General features: G+C 47.5%; 29 protein-coding genes. 13 read left to right on the forward strand and 16 right to left on the reverse strand.

Features of this window, described 5'->3' with window-relative positions; all coding sequences use genetic code 11:
* The first annotated feature begins 7 nt into the window (after nucleotides 1–7).
* Nucleotides 8–157, forward strand: coding sequence for a hypothetical protein (locus H0Z19_RS06525; protein WP_290725010.1), 150 nt, complete (start codon nucleotides 8–10; stop codon nucleotides 155–157).
* Here the strand turns inward: H0Z19_RS06525 and tpiA are convergent.
* From tpiA to H0Z19_RS06540, 3 genes are read right to left on the reverse strand one after another with little or no spacing between them, the layout of a single operon-like run.
* Nucleotides 154–816, reverse strand: a complete 663-nt coding sequence (tpiA, locus tag H0Z19_RS06530) for a triose-phosphate isomerase (protein ID WP_290725012.1) — start codon at nucleotides 814–816, stop codon at nucleotides 154–156. The two genes, H0Z19_RS06525 and tpiA, sit on opposite strands and share 4 nt — an antisense overlap.
* A gap of 9 nt (nucleotides 817–825) precedes the next feature.
* On the reverse strand, nucleotides 826–2,010 hold the full coding sequence (locus tag H0Z19_RS06535) for a bifunctional 5,6,7,8-tetrahydromethanopterin hydro-lyase/3-hexulose-6-phosphate synthase (RefSeq protein ID WP_290725014.1): 1,185 nt from the start codon (nucleotides 2,008–2,010) through the stop codon (nucleotides 826–828).
* Nucleotides 2,011–2,049: 39 nt separating this feature from the next.
* The gene (locus H0Z19_RS06540; protein WP_290725015.1) at nucleotides 2,050–2,877 is read right to left on the reverse strand and encodes a DUF362 domain-containing protein; all 828 of its coding nucleotides are present in this window, start codon (nucleotides 2,875–2,877) and stop codon (nucleotides 2,050–2,052) included.
* Nucleotides 2,878–2,955: 78 nt separating this feature from the next.
* On the opposite strand from H0Z19_RS06540, the gene H0Z19_RS06545 reads away from it, so the two are divergent.
* The gene (locus tag H0Z19_RS06545; protein ID WP_290725017.1) at nucleotides 2,956–3,750 is read left to right on the forward strand and encodes a DUF166 domain-containing protein; all 795 of its coding nucleotides are present in this window, start codon (nucleotides 2,956–2,958) and stop codon (nucleotides 3,748–3,750) included.
* On the opposite strand, the gene H0Z19_RS06550 is transcribed toward H0Z19_RS06545, so the two are convergent.
* Together H0Z19_RS06550 and H0Z19_RS06555 are read right to left on the reverse strand one after the other, a co-directional pair.
* On the reverse strand, nucleotides 3,722–4,288 hold the full coding sequence (locus tag H0Z19_RS06550; protein ID WP_290725019.1) for a hypothetical protein: 567 nt from the start codon (nucleotides 4,286–4,288) through the stop codon (nucleotides 3,722–3,724). The genes H0Z19_RS06545 and H0Z19_RS06550 overlap by 29 nt on opposite strands.
* Complete coding sequence (locus tag H0Z19_RS06555) at nucleotides 4,285–4,920, reverse strand: diacylglycerol/polyprenol kinase family protein (protein ID WP_290725021.1); 636 nt, start codon at nucleotides 4,918–4,920, stop codon at nucleotides 4,285–4,287. The genes H0Z19_RS06550 and H0Z19_RS06555 overlap by 4 nt, the downstream gene beginning before the upstream one ends.
* Nucleotides 4,921–4,993: 73 nt before the next feature.
* On the opposite strand from H0Z19_RS06555, the gene H0Z19_RS06560 reads away from it, so the two are divergent.
* Nucleotides 4,994–5,857, forward strand: a complete 864-nt coding sequence (locus tag H0Z19_RS06560) for a radical SAM protein (protein WP_290725022.1) — start codon at nucleotides 4,994–4,996, stop codon at nucleotides 5,855–5,857.
* A 27-nt stretch (nucleotides 5,858–5,884) separates the two neighbouring features.
* Here H0Z19_RS06560 and H0Z19_RS06565 read toward each other — a convergent pair whose 3' ends face one another.
* Both H0Z19_RS06565 and H0Z19_RS06570 read right to left on the reverse strand, forming a co-directional pair.
* Entirely contained in the window at nucleotides 5,885–6,244 is a 360-nt protein-coding gene (locus tag H0Z19_RS06565) for a DUF4367 domain-containing protein (RefSeq protein ID WP_290725024.1), read from the reverse strand.
* A gap of 10 nt (nucleotides 6,245–6,254) precedes the next feature.
* On the reverse strand, nucleotides 6,255–6,860 hold the full coding sequence (locus tag H0Z19_RS06570; protein ID WP_290725026.1) for an outer membrane lipoprotein carrier protein LolA: 606 nt from the start codon (nucleotides 6,858–6,860) through the stop codon (nucleotides 6,255–6,257).
* A gap of 90 nt (nucleotides 6,861–6,950) precedes the next feature.
* On the opposite strand from H0Z19_RS06570, the gene H0Z19_RS06575 reads away from it, so the two are divergent.
* The gene (locus H0Z19_RS06575) at nucleotides 6,951–7,703 is read left to right on the forward strand and encodes a DUF169 domain-containing protein (RefSeq protein ID WP_290725028.1); all 753 of its coding nucleotides are present in this window, start codon (nucleotides 6,951–6,953) and stop codon (nucleotides 7,701–7,703) included.
* Here the strand turns inward: H0Z19_RS06575 and H0Z19_RS06580 are convergent.
* Both H0Z19_RS06580 and H0Z19_RS06585 read right to left on the reverse strand, forming a co-directional pair.
* Complete coding sequence (locus H0Z19_RS06580; protein ID WP_290725029.1) at nucleotides 7,690–8,337, reverse strand: hypothetical protein; 648 nt, start codon at nucleotides 8,335–8,337, stop codon at nucleotides 7,690–7,692. The two genes, H0Z19_RS06575 and H0Z19_RS06580, sit on opposite strands and share 14 nt — an antisense overlap.
* A 1-nt stretch (nucleotide 8,338) precedes the next feature.
* Nucleotides 8,339–9,334 carry a CaiB/BaiF CoA-transferase family protein gene (locus H0Z19_RS06585; protein WP_290725031.1) on the reverse strand — a complete coding sequence of 332 codons (996 nt, stop codon included), beginning with the start codon at nucleotides 9,332–9,334 and terminating at the stop codon, nucleotides 8,339–8,341.
* Between the two features lie 49 nt (nucleotides 9,335–9,383).
* Between H0Z19_RS06585 and thrC the strand changes: the two genes are divergently transcribed.
* From thrC to H0Z19_RS06600, 3 genes are all read left to right on the forward strand, one after another.
* Nucleotides 9,384–10,574: a threonine synthase gene (thrC, locus tag H0Z19_RS06590; RefSeq protein ID WP_290725033.1), complete on the forward strand. Its 1,191-nt coding sequence runs from the start codon at nucleotides 9,384–9,386 to the stop codon at nucleotides 10,572–10,574.
* A gap of 64 nt (nucleotides 10,575–10,638) precedes the next feature.
* A complete protein-coding gene (locus tag H0Z19_RS06595; protein WP_290725035.1) occupies nucleotides 10,639–11,214 on the forward strand; it encodes an eight-cysteine-cluster domain-containing protein in 576 nt (191 codons plus the stop codon).
* 24 nt (nucleotides 11,215–11,238) lie between these two features.
* The gene (locus H0Z19_RS06600; RefSeq protein WP_290725037.1) at nucleotides 11,239–11,790 is read left to right on the forward strand and encodes a GMP synthase subunit A; all 552 of its coding nucleotides are present in this window, start codon (nucleotides 11,239–11,241) and stop codon (nucleotides 11,788–11,790) included.
* On the opposite strand, the gene H0Z19_RS06605 is transcribed toward H0Z19_RS06600, so the two are convergent.
* Nucleotides 11,791–12,657 carry an ATP-binding protein gene (locus tag H0Z19_RS06605; protein ID WP_290725039.1) on the reverse strand — a complete coding sequence of 289 codons (867 nt, stop codon included), beginning with the start codon at nucleotides 12,655–12,657 and terminating at the stop codon, nucleotides 11,791–11,793.
* Nucleotides 12,654–14,159 carry a site-2 protease family protein gene (locus H0Z19_RS06610; protein ID WP_290725041.1) on the reverse strand — a complete coding sequence of 502 codons (1,506 nt, stop codon included), beginning with the start codon at nucleotides 14,157–14,159 and terminating at the stop codon, nucleotides 12,654–12,656. The genes H0Z19_RS06605 and H0Z19_RS06610 overlap by 4 nt, the downstream gene beginning before the upstream one ends.
* Nucleotides 14,160–14,229: 70 nt before the next feature.
* Between H0Z19_RS06610 and H0Z19_RS06615 the strand changes: the two genes are divergently transcribed.
* Nucleotides 14,230–15,603: an aspartate aminotransferase family protein gene (locus tag H0Z19_RS06615; protein WP_290725043.1), complete on the forward strand. Its 1,374-nt coding sequence runs from the start codon at nucleotides 14,230–14,232 to the stop codon at nucleotides 15,601–15,603.
* On the opposite strand, the gene H0Z19_RS06620 is transcribed toward H0Z19_RS06615, so the two are convergent.
* Nucleotides 15,589–17,106, reverse strand: a complete 1,518-nt coding sequence (locus tag H0Z19_RS06620) for an FGGY-family carbohydrate kinase (protein ID WP_290725045.1) — start codon at nucleotides 17,104–17,106, stop codon at nucleotides 15,589–15,591. The two genes, H0Z19_RS06615 and H0Z19_RS06620, sit on opposite strands and share 15 nt — an antisense overlap.
* A gap of 88 nt (nucleotides 17,107–17,194) precedes the next feature.
* Here H0Z19_RS06620 and H0Z19_RS06625 point away from each other — a divergent pair, with 88 nt between their 5' ends.
* Nucleotides 17,195–18,313 carry an MFS transporter gene (locus H0Z19_RS06625; protein WP_290725047.1) on the forward strand — a complete coding sequence of 373 codons (1,119 nt, stop codon included), beginning with the start codon at nucleotides 17,195–17,197 and terminating at the stop codon, nucleotides 18,311–18,313.
* Here the strand turns inward: H0Z19_RS06625 and engB are convergent.
* Nucleotides 18,272–18,865, reverse strand: coding sequence for a GTP-binding protein EngB (gene engB, locus H0Z19_RS06630; RefSeq protein ID WP_290725049.1), 594 nt, complete (start codon nucleotides 18,863–18,865; stop codon nucleotides 18,272–18,274). The two genes, H0Z19_RS06625 and engB, sit on opposite strands and share 42 nt — an antisense overlap.
* 29 nt (nucleotides 18,866–18,894) lie before the next feature.
* Entirely contained in the window at nucleotides 18,895–19,530 is a 636-nt protein-coding gene (locus H0Z19_RS06635) for a hypothetical protein (protein WP_290725051.1), read from the reverse strand.
* Between the two features lie 282 nt (nucleotides 19,531–19,812).
* Between H0Z19_RS06635 and H0Z19_RS06640 the strand changes: the two genes are divergently transcribed.
* Complete coding sequence (locus tag H0Z19_RS06640; RefSeq protein WP_290725052.1) at nucleotides 19,813–21,150, forward strand: DUF1566 domain-containing protein; 1,338 nt, start codon at nucleotides 19,813–19,815, stop codon at nucleotides 21,148–21,150.
* 6 nt (nucleotides 21,151–21,156) lie between these two features.
* Here the strand turns inward: H0Z19_RS06640 and H0Z19_RS06645 are convergent, their stop codons facing one another.
* Nucleotides 21,157–21,429 (reverse strand): archaellum operon transcriptional activator EarA family protein, encoded by a 273-nt coding sequence (locus H0Z19_RS06645; RefSeq protein ID WP_290725054.1) that lies wholly within the window; start codon nucleotides 21,427–21,429, stop codon nucleotides 21,157–21,159.
* Between the two features lie 9 nt (nucleotides 21,430–21,438).
* Nucleotides 21,439–22,113, reverse strand: a complete 675-nt coding sequence (locus H0Z19_RS06650; protein ID WP_290725056.1) for a hypothetical protein — start codon at nucleotides 22,111–22,113, stop codon at nucleotides 21,439–21,441.
* A 114-nt stretch (nucleotides 22,114–22,227) separates the two neighbouring features.
* On the opposite strand from H0Z19_RS06650, the gene H0Z19_RS06655 reads away from it, so the two are divergent.
* The 3 genes from H0Z19_RS06655 to H0Z19_RS06665 form a co-directional block, all read left to right on the forward strand.
* Nucleotides 22,228–22,443 (forward strand): 4Fe-4S binding protein, encoded by a 216-nt coding sequence (locus H0Z19_RS06655; RefSeq protein WP_290725058.1) that lies wholly within the window; start codon nucleotides 22,228–22,230, stop codon nucleotides 22,441–22,443.
* A 16-nt stretch (nucleotides 22,444–22,459) separates the two neighbouring features.
* Nucleotides 22,460–23,140, forward strand: coding sequence for a ferric reductase-like transmembrane domain-containing protein (locus H0Z19_RS06660; RefSeq protein ID WP_290725060.1), 681 nt, complete (start codon nucleotides 22,460–22,462; stop codon nucleotides 23,138–23,140).
* On the forward strand, nucleotides 23,092–23,706 hold a 615-nt coding region (locus H0Z19_RS06665; protein WP_290725063.1), incomplete at its 3' end, for an FAD-binding protein. The genes H0Z19_RS06660 and H0Z19_RS06665, both read left to right, overlap by 49 nt.

A 23,706-nucleotide genomic window follows, 5' to 3' on the forward strand; every position in this document is an offset into this window, starting at 1 on the left:
CTAGAATATGAAGCGGGCGAAAAAGTTTAAGGACTACTTCGAGGACATAAAGCCTGTTACGGATGAGGAGCTTGAGGAGCTTCTGAACGATCCCCCAAAAAGGAATAATAGAGAAAACTTCAAGAAGGCAAAAAAGAAGTTTTACAAGGATTTTTAAGATAGTCCAACAAGCTCCTCAAGTGCCCTCTTCTGGTCTTCAGCCTTAACAACCCCACTTGCGAGTAGCACACCCTCTGCTCCGAGTTCAAGAGCTTTGACGTAATCCTCATGTGTGGTTATTCCAGCTCCACACAGAACTCTTACCTCTCTGTTAACGTTCTTTGCAGCCTTAACGGAGTTCTCCACAACCTCTGGCTCAGCCTTGCTCACGGGTATTCCGCTTCCAATCAACTCCGGAGGCTCAACAGCCACAAAATCGGGATTTAAAGCTGCTGCTGCAGCCGTAGTGGGGACGTTGTTGGTGCAAACCACGGAAGTTAGGCCGAGTTCTCTCAGCTTGGCCACGTTGTACTCGATATCGGCAAGCTTAAGCCTTCTCTCAGAGTGGTTGATGAGACTGCCTTTTGCCCCATACTCTGCAATCATCTCGGCGTTTATTCTGCCCGTGTGACTTCCGAAACCTACAGCATCAACGTGCTGCGCGTAGACATCAATATTGACTTCCCTCGCAATTACCGGCAGATCGAGGAAAGATACTGCGATGCCTATGTACTCGTCACACTTCGATGCTACGTCTTCAGCAATTTTTGCGAGTTCAAGCGCCCTTTTTCCGAATCCCTCTTTATACGCCTTGAAGTTGATTATAATAACTCCCATTTTCTCACCTCAGAAGTCAGTCATTATGCGGAACTGGTCAGTGTCGGGCTTCATGTGACTCATAAACTTCCTGACTGCCCCCTCAACATCCCTGGCCTTTGTAACAGCCCTGCCCACAACAATAACGTCAGCTCCAGCCTTAATCACTTCTTCAACGTTTTCGGGCCTTATTCCGCCCGCCACAGCTACAAGAACGTTGTACTTCTCCTTTATCTTCCCCGCAAGCTTCCAGGGTGGCTCGCTCTCCTCACTGTCTATTGCTCTGTGCAGCTCAACAACATTCGGCAAAACTCCTGCCTTACTGATTTGCTCAAGCCTCTTAAGCGGGTCTTCGACGTTCATCATGTCAACGTAGCTTAAAATACCGGTTTTTTCAGCTTCTCTTATGCCCTTAACGATCGTGCTTGTTGGAGCAAGCCCCGAAATCACCACGGCGTTTGCAGTGGCGTCAGCGGCCATCCTCGCCTCAAGATTGCCGACATCAAGGGTCTTCAGGTCAAGGATGTAAAAGGCATCTGGCTTTACTTCTCTCAGCTTTAAAATTACCTCACATCCGTATCTCTTGGCCAGAGGCGTTCCTACCTCGAAAATGATGTGGTCGCTGTCAGGAACCTGCTCAAGAACCTTCAAAACCTCGTTCAAGTCCGGAATGTCGATGGCAATCTGCAAGTAGGGTGGATCCCACAGCTTGGTGAGCTTCCTTCCAACGAATGGGTGGAAGCTCCTGTCCTTCTCGTACATGACCGTGTCCACATCCGGGAAGTTCTGCATGGCCCTCTTTATTGCAAGCTTCGTTGCACCGTAGTTGTAGTAGTAAATCTTGTGCTTATTACTCGCGTTCGGATGAATGAAAACGCTTGCAACCACCACATACTCATCTGCCTTTTCCTTTGGGATTATTCCCTCTTCAACCGCATCTGCAACAGCTTTCGCAACAGCAGCCTGAGCTGGACCGAAAATCAGCTCGGCCTGTGCCATATCCCTGACCGTTACCTTTGGAACTATCACTGCTGGCGGCTTCGTGATTAGGTTTGGTCTGAGAACCGCGAGAAGCGGTGTGTGGCCGGCAGAAAGGTTAGCAAGGGCGTTTGCAAAAGCGATTCCCGCAGGGCTGTCCTTTGTGCCAATTATCAGATCAACATGAGCTACCTCAAATCCCTCTCCAATAAGAGCCTCTCCTATTCTGAACTCCATGGCACTACATCCCCTGATATGTAATAAATTTTTTGCATTTCAAATACCAAGCCTTCCCAAAAATCTGCTGCCCAGAGAAAGCCTGTAATCGGTCTTCACGAGTTTCTCGATGCCCGGATTGGATATGACCTCTATCTCATCTTCGCTAACTCCAAACCTCTCCATGGCGTTTCTTATGTGCTCCACCTCTCCCGGCTGAAAGCCCATGAGCTTTGCTGAAATAACGTCAACAGCCACGACGTTGTTTCCAGCGACAAGAACACCGTGTTTTACAGGTTTGGTATTCATCTCAGAATTTGTCCCGCCAATAATTCCGTCCACGATAGTTAGCGATGGCTGGAAGAATCCAAGCAAATCGACGAGCTTTCTGTGAATTCTGGGATGCATGTAAACCGCAGGCTTCTTTAGAAAACCCATATTGTTCTTTATTCCCAACGTGACTTTCGTGAGGTGGTGGACTTTCATCTTTGGAAGTGAAACGTATCCCTCCTTTTTCGCATCCAGTGCTGGTCTGGCAACTTTAACGGTCTTGAGGACTTCTCCTTCTATCTCAACTTCCACAAACTCCTCCTCGTTGAGGTTTACGCATTCAACAAAGCTGTCAAGCCCGAACTCCTTAAAACACTTTGAAGCGGAGTTTTTGTAGAACCCTCCCTCAACAACAACAGGCTCAATTCCGTAGCTTCTCGCAACTTCAACCACAGCCTTCAGCAGTTCAGGGTGAGTAATGCAGCCATTCTCAGGATTATCATGCTTGAGGAAGTTAGGTTTTATATACTTGAACTTTGGATTGAAAATCTCGAACACCTTTTCGACGAACTTTCTGGCATCTTTGTAGCTTTCAACCCTCTCAACGAGAACCTTCATGATGCTCCTTAACCAAGTCATTAAAAATTCTTTTTCTTATAAGCAAAACAGATATTATCGAGAGTTCAAAAAGCCTCTGTGGAACTGGGAATTATCTACAGCGGTGAGTTCGGAAAAAGGTTTGTGAGCAACCTTGCCTATCCGTACCTATGTCCAACTTTTGGTGCGTGCGGAGTTAACGGCTGCGACTACTGCAAGAGGTACGTCTTCTCATCAAATCTGGTCTACGTTAGAGAGTTAGCGGAACCACATGAACTTGGACTCTACATCGAGGAGCCGGAGAACTACCTTGAACCATTCGAGTGCGATGTTGCAATAGCCATCAACCTCCATCCGGACATCCTCGTCTCCCTACCGGAAATCGGAGAGTTTAAAGCTCTTATAGTCCCCGCATGCAACCAGAACTGGTGTCTACCGGGACTGAGAAAGCAGATGGAAGAGAAGTGCAGCGAAATCGGCGTGGAATTCATATCACCAAAGCCATTCTGCAGCCTCACCAGCGTTTCCGGTTTAATCTCAAAGTTCAGTGAGGAATTCCGAATTGGCAGGCCAGAGTTCAGAGTGGAGAGAGAGGGCAAAATGATTAGAAAAGTAGAGGTTCTCAAAAGCGACCCGTGCGGTTCTGCATACTACGTGGCCAAGAGGATGAGCGGCTACATAATAGAGAGCAAGGAGGAGTTCTGGAAGGAGATACACCAGCACCAGTGCGCCTACCCCTGCATGGCGAGCATGGACAGGGATGTTGAGCTAAAGGAGGCTCCATTCCACCTTGCAGGTTACATAATGGTTTACCAGTTCAGCAAGGCTGCGGGAGTTGAGGCAGAAGAGTTCATACCGGAGCATTTCAAGAAAATCGTCTGTCGAGCTCGTTGAGTATTTCTTCAATCTCTTTCCTCGTCTCCTCAATCGATCTGTTAGTGTTGATGAACTTCCATCCGTCGAGTATTCTGAAAGCCTTCTCCCTCACCTTTTTGAAATCCTCAATGTTCTCGAACATCTCGCTCTCCTCTCTCACAGCCACTCTCTTCATGCAGACCTCAGGCTCTGCCTCGAGGTAAAACATGTAAGGGGAGGTTGGAAGGACTGAACAGAATAGTCTGTAAAGGAGTTTTGCAGGTTTTTCCGGCAGGTAAAGCACACCCCCGAGGTATCTGACGAAGATGACCGTGTCGGCCTTTCCGTAGTATCTCAAAAGGGAGTAGATTACATCAAAGAAGTAGAAAATTGCTGCAAGAATATGAAAAACTTTCCCCCTTCGAAGCAGACTCGCTTTTGCGAGTCTCCCAAACAGGGAGTCTGAAGGATGAGTCCTAATGATGACCTTACCATTTTCCGCATATCTCTGCCTGACAAACTCCGCGTGAGTGTCTTTTCCAGCACCATCCATCCCGTCGATTACTATGAACCTCATGCTATCCAAAAGTAAAGCACTGCTGTTAAAATCGAAACGCTCAGATTGTCCAAGCCTTTGGGTGTTATTGCTTCAACAAGCGTTGCAAATGCTGCGAGGGATATTAAAGACAAGCTCACAGATCCGTGGTAGTAGAAATAAACTGCTGAAAATGCTGCAATACAGCTTAGAAACATTGCTATACTGCCTTCAACGCTTTTCTCGTCTCCAAAAATCCTGTACTTCGTCCTTCCATACTTCCACCCAACCAAGGAAGCAAAGCCGTCACCGTATGACATCGCCATAATGCCGACAGCTATTGCGTCAGGTCTATCAAAGAACGCATACGCAAGGACTGTCCAGGCTATGGAGTAATAAACCAGCCCCAAACCGTGGCCCGCAACACTCGTCCTGCTCGTGAGCTTCACGGGAGAGTAGGGACTGATAAGAAAAGTGAGTATGACGAAGGGAAATGCCGCAAGAAAGGCCATCACAAACCTTGATTCAAAGAATGGGAGAATGAAGGCTATGTTTCCGACCATTATGTGGAGAAATTTTCTGCTCACCACCTCATTCTTTATCAGATTCTCTGAAATCAGGAGCAGGATTGCAACGTAGCCGTAAACCGAAATCAGCGGTATCAAATCGGACATCTTTGACCGACTAATTTAACCATTATAAAAACTTTTTGAAAACAGTTAATAGCAGAGTTTCGAAGTTTAAGCAATGAGATACGAGGAACCAGTCTTCAGACCGCCAAGCGAGGCTTTCAGCCTTATTGTCCAAGCAACGATAGGATGTTCGTGGAACAAATGCACGTTTTGCGGGATGTACAAGATGAAAAAGTTCAGAGTGAGGGATATTGAAGAAGTTAAGGAGGACTTCAGACTCGCAAAGGAGATTTACGGAAACGTAAGAAGAGTGTTTCTTGCCGACGGTAATGCTCTTACCGCAGATACAGATTACCTGCTCGATGTTGCCGAATACGCAAACAGGCTGTTCAACCTCGAAAGAATAAGCTGCTACGCTACACCTCAGGATATTCTCGAAAAGAGTAAGGAGGAGCTCAAAAAAATCAGAAATGCGGGGATTAAGCTGCTCTACGTCGGAATTGAGAGCGGGGATGATGAAATACTTGAAAAAATAAGAAAAGGCGTAACTTCCGACGAGATTGCAGAGGCATGTAACAAAGCTCACGAATGCGGTTTTGACCTGTCCGTGACAGTACTGACGGGGATAGGTGGAAAAGAGAGGAGTTATGAAAATGCGAGAAACACCGCAAGACTCCTGAACCGCGTATCTCCGAAATACACGGGTGTTTTGACCTACATCCCGGTTCCGAACACACCTCTTTACGTGAAGATCAAGAGGGGGGAATTCCTGCTTCCTGACGCGCTTGAAAACCTGCTCGAACTCAGGTGGATGGTTGAGAGGATTGAGGCTAAGACGATTTTCCGCTGCAACCACGCATCCAACTATCTGCCTTTGAAGGGCACTCTGCCGGAGGACAGAGAAAAGCTTCTGAAAGCAATCGATTATGCTATTGCACATCCAGAGGTGCTGAAGCCTGAATGGTTGAGGGGGCTGTGAAAGCTAAAAATGGTTAAAATAGAAAAATTAGCCAAGAGATTCAGCAATTTGTAATATCTCCTCTTTCGAAATCTTTCCACTGATTTCCACCCAAACGCCGTTTTTCTCCAGATAAAGGACTGAATAGCCGTAGATTTCGCCGTAATAAGCCTTTTCACCGCCAACCTCAACCTCTTCCAGATTTTCGGGAATCTTTGGTTTCTCTGTTGACTCTCTAATTACCAAGAAGTTATCGTCTTTCAGGTAGGAAAGTGTGACGTTATTCTTCAAAACGCTGACACTCTCAAGCTCGTATCCTGCTGTATATGATGGAACAAGAATCGTGAAGTTCACGTGCTTCTGAGCTTCCTCAACGCTATCGTAATATTCTGGAAGCGTTATTTGCATTTTTTCAACCTCAGCACCTTTCAGGTGGTTTAAACTCGAAGAAGCTGTCGTCGATGCCATTGTTGAAGCTAAGATTCCTGTATTCGATGAACATACTAAACTCCCCGAATTTGTACTCCATCTTTACGGGGAACCAGAACTCCTTGTCAACCCACATTTTGGTCACGTTGCCCTCATCACCCTTTGGCTTCAAATTCAGGACGTAGCAATCCCTTCCAGAAACTTTCTCCTCCCCCAGAAGCTGCACGTCGTAACGCTCAAGCAAGTCTTTGATTATCTCCGTGTAGTCCAGCTTGATGGGTTCGCGGTTGCTGAAGTTGCTTTCCAGCACCATTACCTTGTTGTTTATCTTGTCGTAGCTCCACATTACGCTGCCATTGGACACAGTAATGAAGTTCTCGCTTTCCATGTAAATTTTATAGGGTTTCTTGAAGACGTAAGTGTAACTCTGCTTAAACTCCCCAAGAGGACTTTCAGTTACAGCAAGAACCTCAGCCCTTAAATCCTCAATCTGCTCCTCCTTTTCCTGCATTTTCTTCGCTATTTCTTCTGCGCTCATTTGCACGCAGCCTGCGATGAGTGAAGCCAGCATTAGAGCTATGACTAGCTTTTTCATATTGCTATGTCTTGTTTTGGATATATAACATTTGCTATATGTGAACAAAATGTCATAAAAACATTTTAAATTGTGAGATTAAGACTGTGCATGGAATGGAATGAGAAGAGTAAGAAAATTATCGAACTTCTGAAGCTACGCACACCACCAGTCGGTGTGAGATTTTACGAGGAGAAGTATGAGCCAGAGAAGGCGTTTAAGCCGTCCAATTATGGGTTAAAGATGGCAGTCTGCCAGGCCATCGCATTTGCACGCTACATTGGCAGGACAGTTCTGCTTGAAGCAGAAGATTTTGCCTGCCCTCCGGCAACAGTTCTCTACGGTGTTATGAAGTACGATGGGAGTCTGAAGGATATACTGGTTGCTGCGGAGTGGATAAAGGATGAGAATTGCGAGTTTGCGGAGCAAAAACTTCCCGAAGGGAAATACAAGAGCTTCGTTTTTGGAGACATGACCAAAATGAAGGAGGAGCCTGAGGCAGTGCTCATCTTCGGAACTCCCGCTCAAATAGGAAGGCTCATTCAGTCCGCAACCTACTTTGGAGGGGCGGTGAAAGCCAATCTGACTGCAAAGACTGCCTCGTGTGCCGAGGCGCTGTTCCCCGCTCTCAAAGGAGAGGTTGCAATTGCCGTGCCGGGAGCGGGAGACAGAGTTTTTGCGGCAATTCAGGAGACTGAGATGATCTTCGCCATGCCCTACGGCTGGACTGATAAAATCATAGAGGGGCTTGAAAATGCGGGGAGGGGTGCGAACATCAGCTACCCACCCTCACCTTTCCTGATGTTCTCACCCCGCTTCCCCAAGCACTACAGAGAGATAGCGGAGAAGTTCAAACCCGTCTGAGAGCTGTGATCACACCATGACACCTGCAGGCGGTTGCAACAACAACTCTTTCCCTTTTTTCCGCCTGCCTCATCAACTCGGCAAAGTCTTTTCCCTCGATTGCCCCAAGTCCGGGTTCAAGCTGCCTGCTGATAAGAACAATTGCATCAGGGTAGGCAAACTTAACCAAATCATGCATCGGGCAGGGCTTTTTGAGTTTTGTGACTGGACAAACATCAGGGGCTGAGCACTTCTCCAAGCAGTCTGCATCCCTGTTGTAGCTCACGACCACACTGCCTCTACCAGCAGAAACAACAACTCTCGCGGGTAAATTTGCAATTATGCAGTCCACAACGTCATTCCAGGGTTTGAGGTTAAATTTAACCCTAACGGCCTCTGCCGCGACATGAAGATGGGCAGTCGGGAAAATGTACTCCGGTTCAAGTTTGAGCATCTCTGGAAGAACCTCAACGCCACCTTCCAGAAAATACCTTCCCTCCTTTATCCCCTCAACACTTTCCACCTTCTGCAGGTTTAGCTCCCTTACAGCCAAACAATCTGGATTTCTGTCCAGGACAACATAGCTCCTAGCCTTCTTTTCCAGAAACTTCGCAGCCTCAACCCCATACTTCCCCCCGCCAACGATTATGTCCATTCTACCACCTGAAGGGTGGCTTAACCAGCCTTATCTTCTTTCCTTCCCACTCCACTTCATCTACAAGCTTCTCTCCAACCCTCTCCTCGATTTTTTCAACTTCTTTCAGGCTCATAACTTCAAATGCCGGAACGTCTGCACTTTGCAACAGCTCTACAGCTTCCTCCGTGCTCATCTGCCCAAGCCTTTCCTCAATGGCTTTCCTGACCTCATCACACCTCGAAAAGCTCTCCACCAGTGAGAAGTTGAAGTCGAGGTTTAATGCCTGGCACAAACGCCTCCAGAAGTGTTCTTCCGCAATGATGCCCAGCGTGATGAAACCGTCCTTCGTCCTGTAAATTCCGTATGCAGGGTTGCTCGAAAATGCTGGCAGGATCCCAAGTCCGTTTAGAATTGATGATGTGTGGATTGGAGCTGAATACAGGGCGGAGTGGAACATGCTTATGTCGACGTATCTCCCCTTTCCCGTTCTTCCCCTTTCAATCAGGGCAGAAAGAATTGCGATGACAGCATAGACTGCTGATGAGAAATCAGCAAGCTGCAGGTTAGGGTCTCTCATCTCTCTCCCCATAGACGAAATCTCAAGTATACCCCCCAGTCCAAGGCAGTTCAAATCGTGCGCAGGGAGGTGTGAAAGCCTGTTTTCCTGACCGAATGCGGAAATGGAGCAGTATATTATGGACTCATTAACCTTCTTCACGCTTTCGTAGTCAATCCCCAGCTTTCTTGCCACTCCAGGCCTGAAGCCCTCAACCACTACATCAGCACTCTCAACGAGCTTCATGAACTTTTCATGCCCCTCCTCTGTTTTCAAGTCGAGAAACAGGAACTGCTTGCCGTGATTCATTGCAGCAAACACTGCATTGAGCATTCTCCCCGGCTCTCCACCCGGAGGTTCAACCTTCACAACATCTGCCCCCAGAGTTTTCAGAATCTGACAGCAGAACGGGCCCGGGTAGAAGGCGGCAACCTCAACGACTTTTACATTTTCAAGCATGTTATGCTGTGATTTTGAAGATTTATAAAGTGCGTGATTTACTTGCTGCATGTACTCTCTCAAATGCATTGAATGTGGCAGAGAATGGGGCGATGACCGCTATACATGCGAGTGTGGAGGGCTTTTAGAGGTTGAAATCGACCTCAATGCCGTTGATATTGACTTCAAGCTTGACGGAAACAACATCTCCGTCTGGAAGTATCGCTCCCTCCTCCCGGTCAAGATAGACCCCGTAACGCTGAAGGAAGGTGGAACCCCCCTTTACAGGGCTGGAAGGCTTGAAAAGGAGGTGGGAGTGAGAAGAGTTTATGTGAAGCACGAAGGACTGAACCCCTCAGGTTCTTTCAAGGACAGAGGGATGACCGTTGGAGTTACAAAAGCCATAGAGCTCGGCAGAAATGCTGTTGCATGCGCCTCTACCGGCAACACATCAGCCTCTATGGCGATGTACGCTGCCAAAGCCGGTTTGAGAGCTTACGTTTTGCTTCCCGCAGGAAAGGTTGCGCTGGGAAAGGTCGCTCAGGCTCTAATGCATGGAGCCAGGGTTATAGGAATCGAAGGAAACTTCGATGACGCTCTTAGAATTGTTAGGGAGGTTTGCAGCAGGGAGCCGATATATCTCCTGAACTCCATCAACCCCTTCAGGCCTGAGGGCCAGAAAACGATAGCATACGAGATTGCAGACGAGATTGGAGTTCCGGACAGAGTTGTCCTACCAGTAGGCAATGCCGGAAACATTTCTGCAATCTACAAGGGATTCAGGGAGCTAAGAGATTTGGGGTTGACTGACTCAATGCCGAAAATGACCGGAATTCAGGCTGAAGGGGCTGCACCGATTTACAGGGCGTTTAAGGAGGGTAAAGAGGACATAGTTCCAGTGGAGAATCCGGAAACGATAGCAACGGCGATAAGAATTGGAAATCCGGTTAGTGCGAAGAAGGCGTTGAGGGCCATATACGACACGGGCGGAATGGCTGAAATTGTGAGTGATGCTGAAATCATTGAAGCCCAGAAGTTTCTGGCGGCGAAGGAAGGGATTGGCGTGGAGCCTGCTTCAGCAGCAAGCGTTGCGGGGTTGAGAAAGCTCGCAGCCAACGGGATGATTGATCCCGACGAGACGGTAGTCTGTGTTGTGACGGGCAATCTGCTGAAAGACCCCGAAACCGTAGTCAAGGTTTGCGGAGAACCTATAACGGTAGAGGCAAGCGTTGATGCTGTTATAAATGCGATGAGAGGTTAATTTACGCAATTTATTTTTTATTCCAGAAAAATTAGTTTTATAATGTTTTTCGTGTATTCTGAGCATGAAACGGTACATTCTGCTGTTAATGCTTGCATTAGCCCTGCCTTTGTGCATTCAGAGCGACTGGGGAAAGAAGGAGAAGGAGCTGAACTACTCCGTTACTGGTTGTGGAGCACAGAAGGTGCCTTACGGTGTAGAAGGCTATGAGCTGTCGGATGGCGTTCTGACAGTACACATTATGAGGAACTGCTGCAGCGATGAGATTGTTGTCGAGAAATCCGGAAATGAGTACAAGATAATCGAGAAAGACAGCGATAGAGAAATCTGCAAGTGCAACTGCATGAGCACTGTTGAGATTAGAGGTGTTAAGGAGGAGGATTTCAAAGTTACGTTCACTGACTTCAACGGAGAGGTTAAGGAAATCAAATCCTTAGAGGGAGAGTTCTGCGGGTGGTCAACTTACGCGGAATGTAGAACTGACAGTGATTGCAAGGTTGCCGGCTGCTCTGGACAGGTGTGTGCAGGAGTTAAGGAGGACATTGTAACAACCTGTGAGTGGAAGGAGTGCTTTGATGCTAAGAAATACGGCATGTTTTGTGGATGTATCAACAACCAGTGCCAGTGGGCACAAAGTTAATTTTTCCTTCACCAACCTGAAACCATGAAAATTTACGTGGTCTACAACTACGGCCAGTACAACCACCTCATTCACAGAACCTTAAGGGACTTGGGAGTCGAAACGAAGCTCATCGAGAACACAACTCCAGTCGAGGATCTCAGGGATTTGGACGGACTTGTCATTGGCGGAGGTCCATCTCTCGACAAAACTGGAAACTGCGAGCTATATTTGAAGGAGCTTGACATTCCGATGATAGGAATTTGCCTCGGACACCAGCTTATGGCGAAGGTATTTGGCGGTGAAGTCGGGAAGGGGGCAATGGGCGGCTACTCAGAGGTCAAGGTAAGAATTATCGAGGACGACGAGCTTTTTGAGGGAATTCCAAAGGAGATAACGGTGTGGGCAAGCCACATGGACGAGGTGAAAAAGCTTCCCGAAGACTTCAAGGTTCTCGCAGAGTCAGACATCTGCAAGATTGAGGCAATGAGACACAAAGAAAGGCCCCTTTACGGCGTGCAGTGGCACCCTGAGGTTTATCACTCCCAGTACGGTGTGGAGCTGTACAGAAACTTCGTTAAAATTTGCAAGAGGTGATCACCTTGTGAGCTTTTCCTTCAACCTGCAGAATGCACAAATCTCCCCGCTCGCAACCTCTCCGCAAATTTTGCAGTATCTAGTCTCCTCAAACTCCTCTGCAGGTCTCACAAGCCCCCTAACGAAGTTCTTAACGAAGCCCGGCTTTCTTCTCTCTATTTCATAAACAATCTCCTTCCACTCAGGTTTGGGGGCGTGGGGGCATTCCATCGGAGTGTAAGGGATGTTCTCAATAAGAACGTAAAGCATGTTCTCCTTCTCACTCATCTCAAAGAGCGGTTTTGCCCTCGCAACAATCTTCTCATCAAACGGCTCGTTTCTCGGCATTAGCTTTTCCGCCCAAACCTTTGCCCCTCCAGCAACATTCTTGATGTAGAAAGAAACGATGTCTTCAGCAGTGTGGCCAGTAGCGACGACTTCGAAGCCATTCTCCCTCGCAAATCTATTCATGATGTACCTCTTCGCCGTACCACAGGCAGAGCAGGTTTTTCTCCTCATTCTCCTCGCAACATCGTCAACTGTAAACCCGTAGTCTCTCAACCTCACAACGTTGAGCTTTGCATCGAGATTTTCCGAAAGATCCTTCACAACTTTCTCCGAGACTTTCGAGTACTCACCAATCCCCAAATCGATGTAAAGCAGCTCAATATCATATCCAAGCTCTTTAAGCACAGCAGCCATTGCGGAGCTGTCTTTTCCACCCGAAACAGCCACAAGCACCCTCTCATCCTGATTGAGAATCCCGAACCTCTTTATGCTCCTTTTGACGAGGTTTTTGTAGAACTCCGGATAGCATTTCTCACACAAAGAGATGCCGTAGGCTTTTAAATTCACAACAGCTTTTCTTCCACACTTCTTGCACTTCATATCAGCCCCTCGATGTTGGGAATTGTTATCGACATAAGGATGGAAAAGAAGACGATAAACGCGAAGAACTTGACAACTTTCATGGAAATTTCCTCAGCCCTCTCGCCATACTTTCTCGCAAGCAGTTTTGCGAAAACTTCGTGGAAAACTCTCCCCCCATCAAGTGGAATTGCCGGAAGACAGTTGAAGAGTCCAACGTAGAAGTTTATCCACCCCACCCAGTAAAGCGTGTTGAGAGCCCAGAAAACCCACTGAGGGGCGATGAAGAGAGATTCAAAAGCCCCTGTAAAGCCCTGAAATCTGAAAGGCATCGCGATGAGATAAAGCCACCCTCCAACGGACTTGACAAGCTCAGGCACAGATTTTAACTCGTCGAGCAATGGTTTGGAGTAGAAGACATTTACACCGTCGATAGAGTCAAAGGTGCTGACATAAACCCCCAGAAATCCTTTCTCACCTTTTCCCGCAAGCGTCACGTTGAAAGTTCTGAAGGTTCCGTTGTCGTAAACAACTACACTAACTCTCTGGTCAGGTTTAGTTTCCTGCATCTTCTTCTGAAAATCACTGTAACCGGTAATTGGCGTATCGTCTATCCTGACTATCAGCATACCCGCTTTCATCCCTGCAAGCTCCGCAGGGAATTTCTCGCCATTTTCAGAGTATAGGCCTATCACCTTTACGCCCATCACCGCCGGAACGCTAAGCTTCTCCAGTTCCCCGTCTTTCTCAATAGTTATTTCCGCAATCTCCGCGTTCTGCAAAACAGCCTTCACATCTTCGATGTCCGCAACCTTAACACCGTTAACCTCAACAATTCTCCCCTGCACAACCCCACTGTCGTTTATAGCGACTAGTGCTGGCTGGACTGACGGGACCATTGAGAAGAAGAGGGCAAACGCAATAAATGCAACAACGAAGTTGCTCACAACTCCAGCAGAGAAAATTCTGATTCTAGCAGAGCTTTTTGTCCTCTCCTTGTCCATTATTTCGCTCTCTTCAGGTTCTGCAAACCCGCCTATGGGGATAAAAGCGAGAATAATCCCCAAAGATTTTACAGTAACACCCTCAACCCTGCAAAGGATAGCATGGCTGAACTCGTGGACGATGAGAGTGACAACAAGCCCTATCGTCCCCCAGACAATTGGGATGAAGGGGTTAACGCCGGGCAAAAGCAGAGCAGCTCTCGGGCTTGTCAGTTCCGATGGCTCAGGAGGAGTGGTGAGCATGACGTAATCGGCAATCAGAATTAAGGAGAACATGAAAACCATTCCGGCAAAAACAGCCGGCAGGCCGAGGTCAGCGAAAAGCCTCCAGAGTCTTTTTGGCCTTGAAAGCTTTTCGAGTAACTCAAGCCCCTTCTTAGTTCTGATCATCAAAATTGGGCCGTAGGCAGTTATGTTAAGCCTCTCAAGAGTGCCCCTTCTTCTAAGCCATTCAACAACTCCCCAGTAGACTCCAAAAGCTATCAGTGCGAAGGCAATGGATTCCGTTTCGGTGGGCATTGATTTAAATAAGAGTGAGCATAATAAAAGCTTTGAGGTAAAATTTTTTGAATTCAACTCAACTTAAATCATGAACTTTCCTGAAGGAAACGATGCGGAAGAAGTTATAAGAAAGCTCAATGATCTCGCGAAGAATGACTTTGACCCCCACAGCAAGAGAATGTGGGGGCACATCTACTACGCCGGGCTGAAGGATGTTGTGGAACTCGCAAGAAAGGCATACCTTATGTACATGGACAAGACAATGCTCGACTTCACGTGCTTCCCAAGCCTCCTGAGAATGGAGAAAGAAGTTGTGCGAATGACGGCATCACTACTGCACGGGGATGAAGAGACTGTGGGAAACTTCACCTACGGAGGGACAGAAAGCATAATGCTCGCCATGAAGGCTGCAAGGGAGAAGTTCAGGAAGGAGAAGGGGAAAGACGTGGTTCCTGAGGTTGTTTTACCAGCAACTGCCCATCCTGCTTTCTGGAAAAGTGCAGAATACTTGGGAATGAGGTGTTTAAGAGCAAAACTCGATGATGAGCTGAGGGCTGATGTTGAAAGCGTAAAGGAGCTTGTTAATGAGAAAACTGCGATGATCGTTGGCTCGGCACCAAACTATCCTTTTGGCGTTGTGGATGACGTTAGCAGTCTTGCTGATGTTGCCAATGACCAAAAAGTCTGGCTGCACGTCGATGCCTGTCTCGGTGGATTTCACCTCCCCTTCTTCAGGGAGCTTGGAGAGAAAATTCCCGATTTTGACTTCAGCGTTGAGGGCGTTCATTCCATCTCTGCTGACTTCCACAAGTACGGCCTGTCTCCAAGAGGTGCTTCCGTGGTTCTCTACAGAAATGCAAAGCTGAGAGAAGGGCAGATTTTCGTCATGGCCTCGTGGCCGGGTTATCCGCTCGTTAATACTGCCGTACTCTCAACCCGCTCCGCTGGAACACTCGCTGCAACATGGGCAGTGATGAACTACCTTGGATTTGATGGCTACCTCAGACTTGCAGAGAAAACGCTCTACGCCAAGAAAAGGTTGATTGAAGGTCTTAGAGAGCTGAGCTTGGATTTAATAGGGAAGCCAGAGGGGGCGGTTATGGCCTTCAGCTCAGACAAACACAATCTCTTCAAGGTGAGCACGCTTATGGCTGAAAAAGGGTGGTATGTACAGTCACAGCCGGGTTCTAAGGCACTGGGCTTTCCGCGCAGCCTGCACTTCTCAGTTATCCCTGCCCATGCGGAGGTGGTTGATGAGTTTATCAAAGATATGGAGGAAGTGCTGCCCAAAACCGTGGGAAGCTATCCGGACGTTTCAGCCTTTGACCTTTCAGAGCTCAAGTTCGGAGAGGATGGACTTCCCGAGGATTCCGAGCTGATTTCAGAGCTTATCCACTCAATGCCGCCAGAAGTCGTCGAAAGTGTGTTCAGGTATGTCATCAACGAGCTAATATTCCGCTGAGTTCAGCTTTCTGTAAACCTTTTTCAGCCTGCTGTACAGCTCCTTGTAGTACTCGAAAAGCCTGTCGTAAACTCTTGCCTCCTCCTCGACTGGCTTGAATATTCTGTCAACCTCGAACTTCGCTGCCGCGCTCTCAAAGCTCTCCTCTCCCAGCCCTACAGCAGCCATTGTCGCCAAACCTCTCAAACCGGTCTGCTCAGGATGCTTTATCCTTTTCAGCGGTCTTTTGACGGCGTTGGCTATGATCTGGCACCAGATGTCAAAAAGCGCTCCGCCTCCAACTATACTGACCATCTCTTGCGGAGCGGTCATCTTTTCGACATAACCAAAGACCCACTTGATGTTTAGCGCAACTCCTTCCATCATTGCCCTCAGCACCTCCTCTCTACCGCTGTCAAGCCCAACGTTCACCAGACCGCCTCTGACGTAAGGATCGTCAATCGGAGCCCTCTCACCATAGAACCACGGCATGAAGATCAGCTTTCCAGGCGGTGATTTCTCAACAAGCTCCTTTACCAGATCATAATCTCCCTCTATGCCCACCAGCCTCATCGCCCACTCCAAAGCTCCTGCCGCAACTTCCTGCTCTGCAATGAGGAGGTACTTCTCCGGGATAGCGCTCAGAAGGCTCCCTATGAAGTGGAAGATGTCCGTCTTTCTGCTTGGAATATGCGCGGCAACCCAATCGCTCGTTCCAACATAAATGTGACACTCGTTATCCTTAGCAGCACCAGAACCGATGGCTGCTGCAGCGATATCTCCTGAGCCGACCATTACCGGAACTTCTCCGCTAACTCCAAGTTCTTTCCTCACCTCCGGGCGTAGGTAACCTGCAATTTCTGTGGAGTTCTTTATCTCAGCGAAAAGCGATATCGGCAAATCGTAATCTTTCAGAATGCTTTCCGACCATCTCGCCTTCCCGCCGCGAGTGTCTGCAAGCCAGGTCAAATGGGCTTCATCAGGAGACGTTACAAAGCTTCCGGTTGCCCTCGTGACGATGTAACCCCTTACATCAAGCATCTTGTAGGTTTTGTTGAAAACGTCAGGCTCGTTCTCCCTTATCCAGACAATTTTGGAGATTGGATCCTTCCCTGTCCTTGATGGCGCTCCACCTGTAAGGCGAAGGAACTTTATGAGCTTTGTCAGAGAGTACCCCTGAATCTTAACCAGCCCCTTCCATATGTCCTCTGGCAGACCTGCGGCCCTTTCATCAAGCCACGTTATTATGTTCCTCAGCGCGTTGCCTTCTTCATCAACCGGAACAACACCAGCCATGTGCGCTCCGAAAACGATGGCGTCAGGATTCACCTTTTCCGCTAGAGGTCTGCAAACCTCAACAATGCTGTTCCAAAGCTTGTCGGGATTCTTCTCGGCCCAGTGCTTTTTGGGATACTCCACAACAGCCTTTGTTGACTCAGTAAGCTCTGCTTCGAAATTTTTGGTATTAATTACGCCAGCCTTGATGGAGGTCGTTCCAACATCAACTGCAAGAATTGAACTCATCAAAAATATTTGGTGGCAAAATATTTATAATTTTCTACAATTAACTACAAAGCCCTAACTTTAAATACATACAGAAAGACTTGGTGTAATGCTAAGACTTATACTTTCTGGATTCTTCGCATACGCCGCACTTAGCTGCGTTATTCCTATAATCCCCTCTTACGCATCATCCCTCGGAGCTTCTGTTCTTTTGTCGGCAATCGCAGCAGGAGTTTTTGCTCTCGTTCCAGCTTTAGCCATGACCCCCTTTGGCTTCCTCAGTGAACTGTATGGGAGAAGGCGTTTTTTGGTTGGTGGGGCTTTAACGAGCGTTTTTGCTTCATTCCTGTATCTGCAATCCAACACCGCTTTGCTCCTCGTTTTTTCGAGAACTCTTCACGGCTTGGGAAGCGCTCTCTACGTCCCGTCATTGAACGCTCTGGTAGCGGACATCTCGGAAGAGAAGAGAAGAGGTGAGGCCATAGGAAGGTTGCAGACCGCACTCATGCTTGGCTTCTTTGCCGGGCCACTTGCAGGAGGACTCGTTTCGGATTTGCATGGAATGAAATCTGCATTCATTTTGGCCCTGCTCTTCTCACTACTGGCTCTTTCTCTGCTTGTCGGAGTTAGAGATAGTTGCAAACCCAAAGATATGGCAAGACCCAAGCTCATCTTTCCGAAAGAGTTGGCTTCATTTTATGCCGTCATGTTTGTAGGAACGGCGACATCTTCCTCTCTCGCTCTTTTCGCAATTCCATACTACGCTCCGGATATGGGACTCTCACCACAGCAGGCTGGAATACTTGTGGCTGTGCTTTTCTTCTTCTCCGCCTTAATACGAATACCCGCAGGAATACTGGCAGATATGGCCGGAAGAGGTTTGGTTGCGGTCTTCGGGATGGCTGTCACCGCAATCGGGCTTTTTTCAGCTACAAAGCCAGATTTGCCCTTCATTTTCCTCGCCTCTCTGCTCTGCGGTGCTGGAAACGGGATTGTCAACACAGCAGTTTTCGCTGCTGCGTCAGACTACGAAAACAGGGGCTATGCGATGGGTGTGGCCAACACCGTTCTCAATGCAGGGATTTTTGTGGGAACGACTTTAGCTGGCTACATGGCAGGATTTCTGAGCTACCAGAACATGATGCTGACTCTTGCCATTGTAACTCTTGCCTCCTCCCCTCTGACACTATCGGAACGCTTTGGCCGCATCTTTAAGGTTGAGAGATAGAAGATACTGCTTCAAATCCCGTTTGAGGGTTGAAACCTCGCCTTTTTTAGCACAGACCGGATAAATGACGTGCTTCCAGTTCTCCCAAGGCGGCTGCATTCCGAGTTTCTCGGCGATTTGATTGAGGACTGAGGGATCATCAACCTTATCCATCTTGTTGGCTGCAAGGAAAACTTTCGGAGTGACTTCGTTAAGAAACTCAAACATCTCTATCTCGACCGGGATGTAACCTCTCTTCTCCCACCTCTCGGCGATTTCAAGGAAGGAGCTTGCGTCGATTACCTCCACAGAGGCAACTATTCTTCTGGCATTTGTTTCAATGTACTCCACAACAAAGTCCTTAACTTTCTCACTGAAACTCCTCTTATAACCGCTTACGTAACCGAATCCCGGCAGATCGGTGAAAATCACCTTCCCAAACTGGAAAGAGTTGGGTTTGATCGTTGTTCCGGGCTTCTTTCCCCTTCTCACTTCAACTTTTAGCAGAGATGAGAATAAAGTTGACTTCCCCACATTCGATCTGCCAGCAAATATGACCTCTTTTACCTTCATGCTTCAAAAAATGTAGGATGGCTTAATAATTAAATCCATCCGAGAATCCCGCCAAAGATTACAAGCAGTGCGGCATCGAAAGACAGTATTGCACTAGCCGTCATGGCCTGTTTTCTCGTCGAATCCATGTCGTAAACCCAGTAAGCCACAAGGAAGAACGGGAGGTAACCGATCAGGAAAATAAGAATGGGCATTCCGGCGTTCCACCAGGGATACTCCCAGACGAGAACTCCAGCAGCATTAAGAATAACTTCAACAAACACGCAGGCTGCAGAAAGCACAATAGCGTAGAAAAGCCTGTTAGGGATTCCAAGGACTCTGGCGTTTTTGTCTTCCGGAAGAAGTTTGGTCGCAGCAACGCCCATGATTGCGAACATCATCGAAATCTCGATGTTTAAGCCAATCAGGATGAGGTAGGCAGTACTTCCAAGAGCCATCCACACCGCAGCGTAGTTCGTGAAGTGGAAAACCAAGGCATTCCATATCTCGTTAAACCAGTCCATTCCCCAGAAGGCGAGGCCTGCGAGGACAGCTCTGTAGTTCTTCTTTTCCAGCTCTACCGCATAGACATAAATCACAACCAGAAGCAGAGTTATGACGTACCACTTGAACTGTCCCGCGTCCCTCAGTATAGCCAAAGCCTGCAAGGCAGAGTCAGTTGGCATGCTATGATTTGACATTTTATACTATTAAAAGATTTTCAATTTTTTGGAGCGCACCAAGGATGCTACTAGCACTTGGACTCTTCATCCTACTGATCGATTTAGATACTATCTCTCGGCAATCAGCCAAACTTTAAAGACATCTTAAACTTACAAAAGCAGAAAGGAGAGCACGACAGAATTCCTGCAAAAAACTACAAGTATCCCCATAACACCAATGATAGATTTTAAATGTACACTTCTTTTTCTCTTCGCTTACATATCTCAAAGATTCAACTACCTGAAATGAGGAAAATGGTCTTTGCAATTGCGTTGTTGGTGCTTGCAGGAGTGATAGGCTACCACTTAGTAAAAATCGAAAACACCTCTAAAGAAATAACGTTGGAGAATAAAGAAGCAAACATCGAAAACCATGGTAGTGACACGGAGAGTGAGCCTGAGTCCATAAAAATACCTTACAGGATAGTCGATACCGCTCAGGAGAAGTGCTACGACAACTTCGGAGAGATTTCCTGTCCCAATCCGGGGGAGCCCTTCTACGGCCAGGACGCGCAGTATCGAGGATATCAGCCAAGTTACGTCGATAACAGTGATGGAACAGTTACTGACCTCAACACAGGGCTGATGTGGACCAAAACTCCGGACTGGAACGGAGATGGTATAATTAACTACGACGACAAGATGACATACGAGGAAGCCCTTGCTTTCGTGAAGAAGCTGAACGAAGAAAAGTATCTCGGCTACGATGACTGGCGCCTGCCCTCGATAAAAGAGCTCTACTCCCTCATCCAGTTCAGCGGCATTGATCCGAGCGGGTACAGCGAGGGGAGCGGAGAGAAGTTCGTGCCGTTCATAAACACGGATTACTTTGAGTTCGCCTACGGGGATATCAACGCTGGAGAGAGGATAATAGATGCCCAGTTCCTTTCCTCGACGAAGTACGTGGGCAGGGTAATGAACGGCCAGGAGGCCGTTTTCGGCGTTAACTTTGCGGACGGCAGGATTAAGGGCTATCCCGCAACCAAAAAGTTCTACGTCCTGTTTGTGAGGGGCAACCCAGACTACGGGAAGAACGACTTCGTTGACAACGGCGACGGCACAATAACTGACAGAGCTACAGGCCTCATGTGGGCCAAGGACGACAGCGGCTACTGCATGACGTGGGAGGAAGCTTTGGCATACGTTCAGAAAATGAATGAGCAGAACTACCTCGGCTACAGCGACTGGAGACTGCCAAACGCGAAGGAGCTTCAGTCGATAGTGGACTACACCCGCGCTCCCGATGCTGTAGACCCATCAAAGAGGGGGCCCGCAATAGACCCGATATTCAACATCACACCGATAATCAACGAAGGTGGAGAGGTTGACTATCCGTACTACTGGACGAGCACAACCCACGCCTCCATGCATGGCGGGGAGAATGCAGTCTATATAGCCTTTGGAAAAGCCCTTGGATGGATGCAGACACCCAGTGGTGATTACAAGCTCTTCAACGTCCATGGGGCAGGCGCTCAGAGATCAGACCCAAAAACAGGAGATCCAGAAGATTACCTATATGGACGCGGCCCGCAGGGCGATGTTGTGAGAATCTGTAACTTCGTTAGACTCGTAAGGTCAGTTTAAAACTTCTCAAAGCCCGAACTCCTCAATAAACTCCCTTATTTTTTGGTACTTCTCAAGGAATTTGAAGCCCTTGTCGGTGAGAGTGTAGTATCTCCTTCCATTTTCATCCTGAATTTCTCTCACAAGCCCCTTCTCAATTAACTCGCTCATGTACCGGTTGAAGTTCTGCGTTGATAGATTGGAGTACCGCAGGAGTGGAGTGGGCAGAATCGAATTTCCATGCTTCCTTATTATTGAGAGGATGTCGTGGATGATCTCAAGTCTGTCTCTCCGCGTCATTTTACCACCTCAGAGCTTTTTAAGAACTCTGTACGCAATTACGAGAAGTACTGCCACGGAGAGTCCGTAGATTGTGAACCTCCATTCAATAGGGAGGAGGAGCAATGCTAATGAAAGATTGAGCAGCCAGAAGACGAACAGAAGGATGTAGAGCGGGTAGGCTCTCTTCACCTTCCCGTCGAACTTGTAATGTCTGTAGTTGATGAATATTGCCATCAGCAAAAAGAGGGTAAGGATAAGCTGAGATGTTACGAATGCGAGTGGTGACCTTGCGATTATAGATATTAGGGCTATAAGCACTGCAATGATGTGGATTAGAGCCTCACTCGGAATCTTCTCCAGCCACCTCCACAGCAGGCTGTAGATGTTGTAGAGGATAGCTACGGATCCCGAATAAGCGAGAAAGGCAACGCTGAACAGCATTAATCCTCTAACTCCCTCAAAGCTTAATTCATCCAACAAAACTCCTGAAGTAAACAGTAGGAAGGTCACAGACCTGAGAAAGTATGCGACACCGAGAAAGAGGAAGGTGTTTGAAAAAAAATAGAATCCTTTGTAGTCAGTGATCTTGTAAACCTCTCTCAGTTTGTAATAGAGGATGAAACAGAGCAAGAAGATTACCGAAAAGTAAAGGGCTTCAAAAGCGATAAACTCTGTTGGCGGCAATGGCTTGGGTGGTGGCATGCTGTTAATTTTGGACAGGTGTTTATAAACAAAATGGATCAAAGATGCACATTTTCATTTCTTCCTACTTATAAACCAAATCCTCAAAATTTGCACCGCGGAGGTGAGAGGAGGGTGGTTGTGGAGCAAATAAACGGTTGCATCGGATGCGGCACTTGTGTGAAAGTCTGTCCCACAGATGTCTTCCGGCTTGATCCAAAAAGCGGAAAAGCCATCGTAAAGTATCCAGAGGACTGTCAAATTTGCCACCTGTGCAGGCTGTACTGTCCGGTCGATGCAATAACAATCACTCCCGAAAAATCACTCCCGGTAATCGTTTCGTGGGGATGATGTGGAAATGAGGTCTATGAAAAAGCTTGTGGAAAAATACGGTTTCCTATGGAGAAGATTTCTATTTGTTTTTGTTGCTCTGATGATCTACTTGCTGGGAGATTTTCCGAGGCGAAATGCTTTGAAAGAGACCATTTCGTTGCTGACAATCATATCATTCATCCTAATGATCAACCAGTTCTACCTTACAAGAGGGTTCAGGTTTATAGATGGAAAAGGCAGAATGAGTGATATCGTGAGAGTGCATAAGTTAATCGGTTACCTTTCAGTTAGTATTCTGCTGATCCATCCATTCTTGGTAGTTTTGCCGAGACAATTTGAAGGGGGAGTTAAGCCAATAACAGCTTTTTGGGAGATTATCTCTACCTACAACAATCCAGCTGTTTTGTTGGGAATTTGTGGGTGGGCTGCTATCTTGACAATGGCAGTAACTTCTGCATATCGGAGAAAAGTTTTCAAAAATTACATTAAGTGGAGGACGTTTCACGGTGTTCTGGCCATTGTTTCTCTAACTATATTGGGATACCACGTTTTACTTCTGGGAAGGCATTCGAACTTAGTGATGAAAGCTTTATACCTGGTTTTGATGGCTGGAGGGTATGTGACGATTGTCAGGACATACATTTCTGATATTAGGAGGGGAGATAAGTGGAGGATTCGAGATTCAAAATCAGTAGAAGACAGTTCCTTACCATAGCTGGAGCCACTGCTGGTATAGCTGCAATGGGTTATGCATTCAGGTGGTTTAGCCGCGAGCCGTTCATTGAAAACGAGTCGGATATTGATGAAGATAAGTTCACAGAGGAGTTCGTCACAACCGACGTCTTGGTAATTGGTGGCGGTATGGCAGGGTTGTTCGCTGCTGTAAAGGCTCACGACGCAGGTGCGAAGGTTCTGATGGTTTCCAAAGGGCGTCTGGGGTGTTCTGGACAGACACCGTTTGCGAAGGGATTTTTTGTTTTCGATGAGAAAACAAGTCCTTACACACTGGATGAGTACGTGGATGCCGTTACACGCTCAGCATTGGGCTCAAACAACCGAGCATATACAAGGCAGGTCGCAATGTACTCAAAAGATAGGGCTGAAGAACTCAAAAAATGGGGATTCTTTGATTCATCGCTTTGCCACAAACCTTTTCTCAGACCGATCAAAGAGAGAGGTATTGAAGTCAAGGAGCGTGTTATGGTTACACACCTTATAAAGGAGAATGGAGTGATCGCTGGAGCTGCCGGATTTAGCTTGGATGAAGAAAAGATATACTTT

It is taken from the genome of Archaeoglobus sp., assembly GCF_017656475.1.
Taxonomy (GTDB): domain Archaea; phylum Halobacteriota; class Archaeoglobi; order Archaeoglobales; family Archaeoglobaceae; genus Archaeoglobus.